We start from the raw sequence: 12,638 nt of genomic DNA on the forward strand, positions 1-12,638 counted from the left end.
GGAAAACTCTGATTTTCCCTTTTTTGTTTCGTACAAGTTGGAGAAGTACATTTTTAAGACGGTTTTAAAATCAGTTTGTCAATTTGAAGGAATCGAATATGAACAATGATAAAACAATAAAATTAAGTGAAGGACTTTCTAATCGACATGTCACCATGATTAGTATTGGTGGCGTTATTGGTGCAGGTTTATTTGTAGGCTCTTCTGCGGCAATTGCTAAAGCAGGGCCTGCTGCCGTACTCGCTTATATAATTACAAGTATTTTAGTTTTTCTGGTTATGCGCATGCTGGGTGAAATGGCGGTCGCACAACCCGATACAGGTTCATTTTCTACATATGCCCGTAAAGCCATTGGCCCTTGGGCTGGGTTTACCATTGGGTGGTTATATTGGTGGTTTTGGGTGTTGGTGATTCCAATTGAAGCCATTGCTGGAGCTGAAATTTTACATGCTTGGTTTCCGCAAATTTCTAGTGCCGTTTATGCATTTGCCTTTATTATTTTACTCAGTCTAGCTAACTTTTTTAGTACCAAAAGCTTTGGTGAATTTGAGTTTTGGTTTGCACTCATTAAAGTCATTGCGATTGTAGTATTTATTATCATTGGAGCAATGGCCGTATTTGGAATGTGGCCTTTAGCAACAAATGTCAGTGGGGTTGGCAACCTATTTTCAAATGGTGGTTTTATGCCACACGGAATGGGCGGTGTTTTATCAGCAATTTTAATCTCAGCATTTTCATTTTTTGGAATAGAAATTCTTTCTATTGCAGCGGCAGAATCTAAAAATCCAGAAGAAAAAATTAAACGTGCAACGAATTTAGTACTTTATCGAATTATTTTATTCTTTGTTGTTTCTATTTTCCTTGCAGTTGCTTTGGTCGATTGGCGTTCACCAGACTTACAAAAATTTGGTACCTTCCAGTTTGTATTAATGAGTTTAAATGTACCTGAGACTAAACTGATTATGGATGCCGTCGTTTTTATTGCGGTTGCAAGCTGTATGAATGCCGCAGTTTATACCTCATCTCGAATGTTATTTGCTTTAGGTACACGCCACGAAGCACCGAGTGTTGTGACAAAAATTAATAGAGCAGGCGTACCGACTTCAGCTGTGTTTTTATCGACTTTGGTTGGCGTGATTTGCTGTGCGGTTAACTATATGTTCCCAGGTCAAGTCTTTGGATTCTTGCTATCCACCACAGGCTCAATTGCTTTACTCGTTTACCTTGTGATTGCATTTTCACAATTACGTTTAAGACATAAATTGGAAAAAGAGGGCGCAGCTATATCTTTTAAAATGTGGCTGTTCCCTTGGTTAACTTGGTTTGTGATTTTAGTGATTATGACTGTTTTAGGTTATATGTTCTTATCTCCAACCTATAGTTATGAAACCACTTTATCTTTAGGCGTAACTTTATTGGTGGTCATTTGCGGGTTGTTTGTCACGCGAAAGCGTAAAGCAACCAGATCGGTTGCCATGAATTTAGATTAATTAAAAAAGAGTTTATAAAGACTTTGTCTAGTGAAATTTTATTCATCTATGCAAAGTCTTTTTGTTTTTATTAGATTTTTAATGATGTCTGTTTAAATTTTCTATTCAGAAAAAAGTTCAAAACATACTCTTCTTAACCATTGGTTGCTTGGTGTTTGATGAACTCGTGCATGCCAATGCTGCTTTACGCTATAAGTCGGAAAATGATAAGGCGGTTCTAAAACTTTTAAGCCACCTCTGACTAAAAGCACCTGACTTAAATAATGAGGAATAGTCGCAATCGCGTCGGTGTCTTGAACAACCAAGCCAACCCCTAAATAGCTTGGCAAACGAACCAGAATATTTCGGTTTACTCCCAGTTTTTGTAACTCATGCTCCAGCACGTAGTGTCCACCCGTTGCAAAAATATCGACATGTAGTTCTTGGCGAAATTCTTGGTCTGAAAGCGTTGTGCCTGTAAGCCTCGGGTGTTCTTTACTGGCAATACAAATATAACGTTGCTGGAAAAGTGTTTGCTGATAAAAACCTGCTTCGAGCTGAGGTAAAAAACCAATGGCTAAATCAATATCGCCATTTGACATCATGATTGGTGTATTGGCATCAATGGGGACAATTTCCAAGCGAATGTTAGGCGCATGGGCACGTAAATAATTGATCAGTTTAGGTAATAAAACCAGATGGCTAATATCAGTCATGCTGATTTTAAATTGATAATTTGAAGTCAGTGGATCGAATTCAATATTGTAGTTTTGAACCAGTTTTAGTCGGTTCAGAATTTCTACAACCAGCGGATATATTTGTTTAGATAACTCAGTAGGTTGCATCTTATTTTCAATACGGACAAAAAGTGGGTCCTGAAAATGCTCACGTAATTTATTTAAAGCAATACTCAAAGTTGGTTGTCCAATTTCAAGCTGTTCGGCAGCTTTAGACACACTACTATGTTTATAAATTTCAAAGAAAATTTGTAAAAGCCGAGTATCAAGATCAAACACTTTAATTTCCTTGTATTGATTTTATCAATACAGACTATTGTTTTTTGTGCATGGATTCAACAATTTTCGATTGTTACATTGATGATCAAGGAAGAATAGGCCGTAAAAGTACAAAGCATTCTTGTACCAATTGGCCTTAAATAGAGGATCTGAAATGGAACAGTTAGCAACGCTAGATGACTTACCGAAACGTTATCTTGGTCAACTTGAAGAATCAAATTTAGTCCCTTTATGGCCAAGTTTACGCAATGTATTACCTCCGCATAAACCGATGCCGCAGACCGTAGCAACCGCTTGGTATTTTCAGAATATTAAACCTTTATTGCTCGAAGCAGGTGAGTTAACACCAATTGAAAAAGCTGAACGCCGTGTATTGGTTTTAGCAAATCCCGGACATGGTCTGGAAAATATGAAAGCCAGTTCGGTTATGTATCTTGGCATGCAGCTTTTGTTGCCAAAAGAGTGGGCACCATCACATCGACATACCCCAAATGCAGTACGTCTGATTGTTGAGGGTGAAGGTGCATATACGACGGTTGAAGGTCAAAAATGCATGATGGAGCATGGGGATTTAATCCTTACACCATCAGGGCTGTGGCATGAACATGGACATGATGGCGATGAGCCTGTGATCTGGTTAGATGTACTGGATTTACCTTTGGTTTATTACATGGAAGCTTCTTATGTACAACCGGGTGAAATCCAAAAAGTGACCAGTGCCGGAAATGCTCATCATTATGGAACGGGCATCGTACCAACAGCACATTTTACCCGTGAAAATGCCTCGTATCCGATCATGCGTTACTCTTGGAAAGAAACCAAAAAAGTTTTGCATGCACTTGCAGATGATGAAAATCATCAAGCACCAATTCAGGTGACTTACATCAATCCTGAAACCGGCGATGACTGTCAAAATATTATTGGTTACTCCGCTTTAATGCTCAGACCAAATGAAACGTTACAGCTCCAACCGCGCTCTACTGCCCAAATTTTTCATGTGATTGATGGTCAGCTCCAAGTCAAAATTGATCAGAAAGATTTCAATTTAAATAATGCTGATACGGCATGTGCGCCATGTTTTTCTCATATTGATTTAATCAATACCTCTGATCAACCATGCTATTTGTTTATTGCAGATGAAGCGCCCTTACAACGGAAACTGGGTTTGTACTCTGTGCGTGAGCGCCAGTAAATAGAATATTTTATAAGGATATAAATCATGTCAAATACTCAACAACCGATATTAATTGCTGGTGGCGGCATTGGTGGGTTTGCAGCTGCACTCGCTTTGGCAAAACAAGGTTTTAAGGTACAGGTTTTTGAACAAGCACCTGAAATTGGTGAGATCGGTGCAGGTATTCAACTAGGGCCGAATGCATTTCATGCCTTTGATGCGCTAGGAATTGGTGAGATTGCTCGCAGTAAAGCAGTCTATACCGACTATATGGTTATGCATGATGCGATTGATGAATATCAGGTTGGCAAAATTCCAACCGATGAAAAATTCCGTGAACGTTTCGGTAACCCATATGCGGTGATTCACCGTGCCGATATTCATGGTTCATTGGTCGAAGGTGCTAAACAATACGGCAACTTGGAAATTATCACTAATTGTCATATTCAAAAAGTTGACCAAGATGATGCTGGCGTAACGATTACCGATCAACATGGTAAGCAATATCATGGTCAGGCACTTATTGGTGCTGACGGGGTTAAATCCGTTGTGCGTGATACCTATGTGGGTGACCCTGCATTAGTTACAGGTCATGTGGTTTACCGTGCTGTTGTACCTGAAAGCGAGTTTCCTGAAGACTTGAAATGGAATGCAGCCAGTATTTGGGTCGGACCAAATTGTCACCTTGTGCATTATCCACTACGCGGCGGAAAGGAATATAACGTTGTGGTGACGTTCCATAGTCGTGAGCAAGAACAGTGGGGTGTAACCGACGGCTCTAAAGAAGAAGTGCTGTCTTATTTTCAAGGAATTTGCCCGAAAGCTCGTCAATTGATTGAGTTACCTAAAAGTTGGCGCCGCTGGGCAACTGCAGACCGTGAACCGATTGAAACATGGACTTTTGGCCGTGTGACATTACTTGGCGATGCAGCACATCCAACCACGCAATATATGGCGCAAGGTGCATGTATGGCGATGGAAGACGCCGTAACTTTAGGTGAAGCGTTACGTGTTACCGACCATGACATTTTAAAAGCTTTTGATATTTACCAAAAAGCACGTGTGGCACGTACAGCACGTATTGTTTTGTCTTCACGTGAAATGGGCAAAATTTACCATGCCAAAGGTGTACAACGCTTGGTTCGAAACGATTTGTGGCGTGGACGTCCTACTGAACGTTTTTATGATGCAATGGAATGGTTATATGGCTGGAATGTCAATAACTGCCTTGATGCAGTGAAAAATTATCAAGGAAATGTAGCATGAAACTCTATAGCTTTTTCCGTAGCGGTACATCGCATCGAACTCGCATTGTGTTGAACCTAAAGGGTTTGGCTTACGAAGCAACTTATATCTCGCTCGCTAAAAATGAACACCATCAAGCTGCTTTTAAAGCCTTAAATCCGCAAGGGTTTGTACCAGTACTTGAAACTGAATCGGGGAACTTGTTGCAAAGTCCAGCCATTATCGAATGGCTAGAAGAACAATATCCCGAACCAGCTTTATTGCCTACAGATGCATTGGGTCGTGAAAAAGTCCGCGCCATTGCTGCTTTAGTTGGGTGTGACATTCACCCCTTAAACAACAAACGTGTTCTTGAATATTTACGCCAGAACTTAGGGCTGGATGAGGCACAAATCAATGCATGGTGTGCTAAGTGGATTCAGGATGGGTTTACGGCTTTGGAGCATATTTTGGAACAAGACCAGAATCGCGAAAAGTTCTGCTATGGCAAGCAACCGACCATTGCAGATGCTTATTTAGTTCCACAAGTCGTTTCTGCCGAGCGTTTTAAAGTCGATTTATCGGCTTATCCAAACATTAATGAAATTTATCAACATTGCATGACCTTAGAAGCATTTCAAAAAGCAGCACCTGAACAGCAGGCTGACGCATTTTGAGTCGTGATTAACTTAATAGAAGGAATTTAACATGTCATTTATTTTTGAACCAATGACCACTGCGGGTCTATTTATTCACGGCTCAGCGCATAAATTTCCAGTACGCCGTGTGTATTGTGTCGGCCGTAATTATGCTGCTCATGCACGTGAAATGGGTTTTGACCCAGACCGTGAACCACCATTTTTCTTTTGTAAGCCAAATGATCTTGAGTCGATTGTTCCGGTAAATACAGATGCGGTTGATATTCCATATCCATCTGAAACTTCAAATTTTCATTATGAAATCGAATTAGTCGTTGCAATTGGTAAAGATGCCAAGAATGTCTCGGTTGAGGATGCAGTGAACTATATCTATGGCTATGCCGTCGGTTTAGATATGACCCGCCGTGACTTACAGATGGCAATGCGTGAAAAAGGTCGCCCATGGGAAATCGGTAAAGCTTTTGATTTTTCTGCACCAGTTGGCCCAATTCATCCGATTACTCAAACGGGTGAAATCAATAATGCCGATATTCATTTAACGGTAAATGGTAAAACTGAACAGCACAGCGATGTCAGTCACCTGATTTGGTCTGTGGCCGAAACGATTGCCAATTTATCTACGTTATTTGAATTAAAAGCAGGTGATTTGATTTTTACAGGAACTCCAGAAGGCGTGGGTGCTGTAGTGAAAGGTGATGTTATGCGTGCAGACATTACTGGACTGACTGGAATTACGGTGAATGTGAAATAAATCAAATTGAACTGATTTATTGAAATAGGTGCTCAACCTAAATAAAAAATACAGTTGGGCACCTTTGCTAAGGATTGCATATACGCCAATGTATTGGCGAAAGGAGCTCTCATGTCTCAAAATTCTATAGACGTACAAAGTTTCATTGATGAAATACCGCTATCGTCTTTGCAAAAATTAATCATGTGGTTGTGTTTTTTGATTGTTGCGATTGATGGTTTTGATACTGCAGCAGTTGGATTTATTGCACCTGCTTTAAAGGCAGAATGGGGGTTGCAAGCAACTGATTTGGCACCTTTATTTGGCGCTGGCTTATTTGGACTGATGGCAGGTGCACTCATTTTTGGACCGTTATCCGATAAATTAGGCCGTAAACCGATTTTGATTGGTTCGGTGATTATGTTTGGAATTGCCAGTGTTTTTGCCTCTTTTTCAGCAGATTTACAAACCCTAATTATTTGGAGATTTCTAACTGGTTTGGGTTTAGGTGGGGCTTTACCCAATGCAATTACTTTAACCTCTGAATATGCGCCTACATCTCGTCGCTCTAATCTTGTAACCATGATGTTTTGTGGCTTTACAGTGGGTTCTGCTCTTGGTGGTATTTTTTCGGCTCAGCTACTTCCTCATATTGGTTGGCACGGTATTTTGCTCATTGGGGGAGTGTTGCCTTTAGCGACCGTACCTTTCTTATATTTTTTATTACCTGAATCTATTCGATTTTTAGTGCTTAAAAAGAAGAGCACCGAAAAAATTGAAAAGATTATTCACCGTATCGCACCGCATTTAAATCGTATTCCTACGTTGGTTCCAACAGTCAATGAAGTCGAAAAATCAAGCTTGAAAGACTTGTTTAATAAAGGCTTTGCTCTAGGCACCTTTTTGATTTGGTTTACCTTTTTTATGAGCCTTCTCATTATTTATATGATTTCAAGTTGGATGCCTACTTTATTGACCAATGAAGGCTTTAATTTATCCAACGCATCATGGCTTACTTCAATTTTCCAAATAGGTGGAACCATTGGTGCGATTGTCTTAGGCCTACTAATGGATAAGATGGATGCAACCAAAATTTTAAGTACGGCTTATGTTTTTGGTGGTTTTTTCCTGATTTGTTTAGGGTTTGGAATTGAACAGGCAAATACGGCTTTATTGATGTTTGCTATGTTTGGGGTAGGTGCAGGAATTAGTGGTTCTCAAGTGGGAGCAAATGCTTTTGCATCTAGTTTTTATCCAACACATTGTCGTGCAACAGGGGTAAGTTGGGCCAATGCAGTAGGACGCTCAGGTTCGATTGTGGGATCGATTATGGGCGGCTGGTTAATGTCGTTAAATCTCTCCAGTTTTGAAATTTTAAGTATTTTAGCGATACCTGCATTTTGTGCCGCGGTTTCGTTGTTACTCATTAAACGTTTAAAGAAAAATCGGTCTCAAGTTTTAGTCACTTCGAATTGAGATAACACGATTCCACTGAACAAATATATGTCTGTACCAAAGGATGGCGCAGACAATAATTAAAGGATGATTTGTTTCATGAAATATTTAAAAACACCATATTTAAAGTTTTCTACTCTTTTATTTATCTGTAGTGGTCATTCATTGTTGTGGGCAGCAGATACAGCTCAACAAAGCGAAGATGAATGGAAATTCACTTTAAAAAACGCCTATATTAACCGTAATTTTGATAATGATGCACTCAAAGATACTGGTAGCTGGTCTCAGGCAGCATCACTATTTTATAAATCGAAAATGCATGACACCCCTCTGCAAATTGCAGATAAGCCCATTACGATTGGTGCCGATGCTTCTGTTCAATACGCCGTTCGCTTGAGTTCAGACAAACACGTTGCGGACACGGTTTTGCCTTTTAATAAAGAAACTCAGTCACAAGCATCCGACTTTTTAAAATACGGTGCAACTTTAAAACTGGGCTACGACAAAACCCTTTTAAGTGTCGGTGAACTCTGGCTAGATTTACCCGTAACGGCTGTGGATGCCAGCCGACAATTACTTGCCTCTTATTGGGGAACCAATCTTAAGTCGCAACTTTCAGATCAGCTCTATGCTGAAATTGGCCGAGTGGAAAAAGTCTCACCACGAAATGAAGAAGATTTTAAAAAGTTTTCTTTCACATCAAATGGGGTCACTAAAGAATCTGATGGTTTAAATTATATAGATCTGCGCTATCAATTTACGCCGTCACTCAAGGGCGAATACTACTTTGGTAACTTGGAAGACCTCTACAACAAACACTATGTTGGACTTGAGCATAATTGGAAACAACCTAATTTTGCCCTCACCTCTAAGTTTAAATACTTCAATGCAAAGGATGACGGCAATACTTTTGATATTGATGCGCAAAACATTGGGGTGCTAGAAACTCTCAAAGTAAAAAATCATACCTTTGGTTTAGGTTATCAACAAATTATGGGTGAGTCGGCTTACCCTCTACCGGATGGCTTTTTGCCAGAGACTTATTTCATTAACTGGAATGCCACCGGATTCTTTAAAGAAGACGAAAAGTCTTACCATGTCATGTACGGCTATGACTTTAAAGACTATGTACCGGGCCTAAATGCAATGGTGAAATATGTTTACGGCCATGATTTCAAAGCAGCGAATGGTGAGAAAAACCACGAAACTGAGTCGAATGTGATTTTAAACTATGCATTTCAACAGCCATTCTTAAAAGGCGTCGCTCTTCAATACATTCGTATTGATTACAACGTAAAACATGGCAATGATTTTGGCGAAGATCGCTTGTTTGTAAACTACACCAAAAAGTTTTAAAGACGTTTTTAAAGTTCATCATTAAAAAAGAGACCGTAAATGGTCTCTTTGTCTCTCATATTTTGAAATCTAGACTATCTATTTATTCGTATCAATAGAGACTAAAACAGATAAACCAGGACGTAATAATTTAACGTCTTTTTGATTTTCAACAAGCTTGATTCGTAAAGGTAGACGCTGAACAATCTTGGTAAAGTTACCAGTCGCATTGGTCGCAGAGATCGGAGAGAAAAATGCGCCAGTAGATGGAGAGAAACTATCTACAACGCCTTTTAGCTCAACGTTATAAGCATCTACATAGACATTAACAGGTTGTCCGATCTTAATTTGTTTTAGCTCAATTTCACGGAAGTTTGCTTCTACATAGACTTGGTCTAAAGGCACAACCACCATGAGTGGATTACCAGCGCTCACAAAGTTACCTACGTTAGCTGACTTTTGACCAATCATGCCATCAATAGGTGCACGAACTTCTGTATAGCTCAAATTCAGTTTTGCTTTATCAAGTGCCGCTTGTGCTTGTTTAAGAGCAGCTTGTTTGGCTTGTACCTGAATCTTGTATTGGTTGAGCTGATACTGTGCATCAATCACTTTTTCTTTACTACTGTCTAAGTCAGCATATTGTTCAGTCAAAGTCGTCTTAGATTGCTGTGTAATTAATCTAGACTCCGCTCCAAGTGCCTGTAGTTGCTCATAACGCGCCGTATTATCTTTTGTGAGTTTGATTCCAGCTTCTACTTTTCTCAGCTGTGCTTCGGTTTCTCGAATAACAGTCGGTTGTCTATCAACTGCGAGCATCGCTTCACTCACGTCAGCTTGTGCTTTTGCATAATTCGATTCAGCCTCAGCCAAAGCAGCTTGATAATCACGTGCATCAATCCTTGCTAAAAGTTGGCCTTTTTTTACGGTCTGATGATCTTTAATATAAATTTCTTCAATATTGCCAGATACTTTAGGGGCAATGGTTGAGTATTCTACATCCACACGCGCATCGTCTGTTTCAATAGTCGAAGATGGTAAAAATATAAGTTTTAAAACCCACAAAATAGATGCTAAGACAATAATGAACGCAATAACCATAACCCAATGCTTTTTGAGATATTGCACCTTTGTTAACTTAGGTGGTTCGGTGTGGATAGTATCTTGGGCTTCGAGAGTACTCATAAAGATTTTCCTGAGTTATGACTATTCATTAACTTAATGAGAGCAATACGTGGCGGATAAGTTCGAACTGGCAAAATCAACATCACGATGAACAAAATAGCGGTAAGGCCAGCTAAGATGAGATATTGATCGCTAATCACTAAAACAGATTGTTGCGCTTGAATCGCAGAATTTAGGGCAGATAAACCACCTGAAACATGGTCTGTACCATTTGCGTTAAGCACAGGGGGAGTAAGTGGATTAATGACAGGGCCTTGAATATTTTGGAAAACATGTTGGGCGGTATTTTCAATTAATCGTGTTGAATGGTATTCACCACGCACTCGATTGATCCAATCCAAAATACATACACCCAGTACACCGCTAATCGCACGCGGAGTATTAATCATTGGTGATGCATAAATTGCCATGGTTGGGTGAACGCTGTTTGTTCCCATCATTAAGAGCGAGAGCACGACACAGGTTTGCCCCAAACATGAGATTGCATGCCAAAAATAAAACTGATCTTGATTCCATGTAGTATCAAGTTGGCTTGCACCTAGGCAACCCGCAATGACCAGAAGTAAACCAAACCCGTGAACATATCGGCTATCCACCCAAGCTTGATTTAAAAGCTTCACAACAATAGGAATATAGATAAATTGCAATGCCGCAATTTGTAAGCCAATCCACATGGTCTGAGTGGGTTTATAGCCATGCACAGCACTTAAGTAATTCAGTGGTAATGTGCTGGTGGACATACCAATAATGACAAAGCAAAACAGGGCAATAACGGCGTAGGCAAAATTTCGGATTTCGAGCATTTGCGGTTTAATGAGTGGTGACGGATAACGCCATTCATGTATGAAAAACCAAGGTAAAGTAATTGCACTAATTAAGGCTAATACACAAATTAATTGAGAATGGAACCAGTCTAAATGGTTGCCATGCAACAACATGGTGCTCAGGCTGGCTAAGCTAATAATCGCTAAAATGGCACCCATCCAATCGTAAGTTTTTATTCTTGAATAATTCAATGGATCTTGGGGAATCCCAAAGTACACCAGTGCAGCACTTAGCGCACAAAAAGGAATGGTTTGGAAAAATATCATTTTCCAGCCAATTACATCTAAATAAAACGCAGAGAGGGCGGCACTTAAGTTGGGAAAGAATGTCGCAGTTAATGCATAGCAGGCGAGGCCCCATAGCCGAATGTCAGGTCCTAAAAATCTAAGCGCACAGGCCATGAGCAAAGGAATGGTTAAGCCGTTGGCGAGCCCTTGTAAGCCACGCAATAAATAAAATATTTCGATATTTGGACTAAAAGGAATTAAAACGCTAGAAAAGAGGCAGAGTCCTATAGCAAAAAGCAGAACTCTGCGCATAGAAAAAATGACTGCCCAACTGGTAGACAGAATCATGCCAATAATCATGGCACTCGCGTAAATACTGTTGACCCAATAACTAGAGTCAACACTAATTCCCATCGCGCCACGAATGTCGACTAAGGTAATGCTCGTGATTCGGTTATTAAATTCAACAGTCATTGCAGCAAAAATTGCACCTGCTAAACCGATGAGTGGCTTTGTATTCATTTTTTACCTTAAGTCTTAAACATCCATTCATTGCACGGAGCAGATATTTGCTGTACTGTACCGATCGGTACTCTACTCTCTAATTAAATTTCCGTCAATTCTCGATTTTGAACTTTTTGATGAGTTACACTTAGAACGAAATCGCTAAAATTTTTATAAGGTCAATATGTCAGTTTCAACTAAAGCTCATGAAAAAGATCAAAAAATTCTGGATGCAGCAACAAAGTTTTTTTTGATCCACGGCTTTAGTGGCACAACGACCGACATGATTCAAAAGGAAGCGGGGGTTTCAAAAGCAACAATGTATGGTTGCTATAAGAATAAAGAAGCGATGTTTGCAGCGGTGATTGAACGTCAATGCAGGAACATGCAAGAGCAAATTATTTTAGTCGAGACAAAAGCTGAAAATTTACGGTCAGCTTTAACCGAGATGGGAAAAACCTATCTGTGTTTCATATTGTCGCATTCAGGATTGGCATTTTTTAGAGTTTGTATTGCAGAAGCAGTTAGATTTCCTGAGTTATCTGAAAAATTCTTTGAAGTAGGTCCGCAAAAGCTTGCAAATATTATTGCGGGTTATCTTGAAAAATCTCAAAAGAATAAAGAGATTGAGTTAAATTCGTCTGCTGATATAGCAGCAAATATCTTCTTGGCATTATTACGAAGTGATGCCCATCTAAAGTGTCTGACACATCCTAATTATGCAATTTCTGATAGTGAAATTAGTACTTGGGTTGAGTTTGCAGTTGATTTATTTATGAAAAATATAAATTACAAACCCGGTTAATTTTGGGAATTTTATTCTATTTATCAGCTC

General features: G+C 39.6%; 11 protein-coding genes. 8 read left to right on the forward strand and 3 right to left on the reverse strand.

Annotated elements, in window-relative coordinates; genetic code table 11:
- Nucleotides 1–98: 98 nt before the first annotated feature.
- Nucleotides 99–1,490 carry an amino acid permease gene (locus I7H67_RS15545; protein ID WP_005305585.1) on the forward strand — a complete coding sequence of 464 codons (1,392 nt, stop codon included), beginning with the start codon at nt 99–101 and terminating at the stop codon, nt 1,488–1,490.
- Between the two features lie 101 nt (nt 1,491–1,591).
- Here I7H67_RS15545 and I7H67_RS15550 read toward each other — a convergent pair whose 3' ends face one another.
- Nucleotides 1,592–2,485: a LysR family transcriptional regulator gene (locus I7H67_RS15550; protein WP_005305581.1), complete on the reverse strand. Its 894-nt coding sequence runs from the start codon at nt 2,483–2,485 to the stop codon at nt 1,592–1,594.
- A gap of 154 nt (nt 2,486–2,639) precedes the next feature.
- On the opposite strand from I7H67_RS15550, the gene I7H67_RS15555 reads away from it, so the two are divergent.
- From I7H67_RS15555 to I7H67_RS15580, 6 genes are all read left to right on the forward strand, one after another.
- Nucleotides 2,640–3,677: a cupin domain-containing protein gene (locus I7H67_RS15555; RefSeq protein ID WP_013197794.1), complete on the forward strand. Its 1,038-nt coding sequence runs from the start codon at nt 2,640–2,642 to the stop codon at nt 3,675–3,677.
- 27 nt (nt 3,678–3,704) lie between these two features.
- Nucleotides 3,705–4,925, forward strand: coding sequence for a 3-hydroxybenzoate 6-monooxygenase (locus tag I7H67_RS15560; RefSeq protein ID WP_013197795.1), 1,221 nt, complete (start codon nt 3,705–3,707; stop codon nt 4,923–4,925).
- Complete coding sequence (gene maiA, locus I7H67_RS15565) at nt 4,922–5,560, forward strand: maleylacetoacetate isomerase (RefSeq protein WP_005305574.1); 639 nt, start codon at nt 4,922–4,924, stop codon at nt 5,558–5,560. The genes I7H67_RS15560 and maiA overlap by 4 nt, the downstream gene beginning before the upstream one ends.
- A gap of 31 nt (nt 5,561–5,591) precedes the next feature.
- Entirely contained in the window at nt 5,592–6,293 is a 702-nt protein-coding gene (locus I7H67_RS15570) for a fumarylacetoacetate hydrolase family protein (RefSeq protein ID WP_191017430.1), read from the forward strand.
- 111 nt (nt 6,294–6,404) lie between these two features.
- The gene (locus I7H67_RS15575; protein WP_198308259.1) at nt 6,405–7,748 is read left to right on the forward strand and encodes an MFS transporter; all 1,344 of its coding nucleotides are present in this window, start codon (nt 6,405–6,407) and stop codon (nt 7,746–7,748) included.
- Nucleotides 7,749–7,826: 78 nt separating this feature from the next.
- Nucleotides 7,827–9,083: an OprD family outer membrane porin gene (locus I7H67_RS15580; protein WP_198308260.1), complete on the forward strand. Its 1,257-nt coding sequence runs from the start codon at nt 7,827–7,829 to the stop codon at nt 9,081–9,083.
- Between the two features lie 78 nt (nt 9,084–9,161).
- Here I7H67_RS15580 and I7H67_RS15585 read toward each other — a convergent pair whose 3' ends face one another.
- Together I7H67_RS15585 and I7H67_RS15590 are read right to left on the reverse strand one after the other, a co-directional pair.
- Nucleotides 9,162–10,247, reverse strand: a complete 1,086-nt coding sequence (locus tag I7H67_RS15585; protein WP_198308261.1) for an HlyD family secretion protein — start codon at nt 10,245–10,247, stop codon at nt 9,162–9,164.
- Nucleotides 10,244–11,821 carry an MFS transporter gene (locus tag I7H67_RS15590; protein WP_198308262.1) on the reverse strand — a complete coding sequence of 526 codons (1,578 nt, stop codon included), beginning with the start codon at nt 11,819–11,821 and terminating at the stop codon, nt 10,244–10,246. Before I7H67_RS15590 ends, I7H67_RS15585 begins: the two co-directional genes overlap by 4 nt.
- Before the next feature lie 166 nt (nt 11,822–11,987).
- On the opposite strand from I7H67_RS15590, the gene I7H67_RS15595 reads away from it, so the two are divergent.
- Nucleotides 11,988–12,608, forward strand: a complete 621-nt coding sequence (locus I7H67_RS15595; protein WP_198308263.1) for a TetR/AcrR family transcriptional regulator — start codon at nt 11,988–11,990, stop codon at nt 12,606–12,608.
- The last annotated feature ends 30 nt before the right edge of the window (nt 12,609–12,638 follow it).

Origin of the sequence: Acinetobacter sp. ACIN00229 (assembly GCF_016106645.1) — a bacterium.
GTDB lineage: Bacteria > Pseudomonadota > Gammaproteobacteria > Pseudomonadales > Moraxellaceae > Acinetobacter > Acinetobacter oleivorans.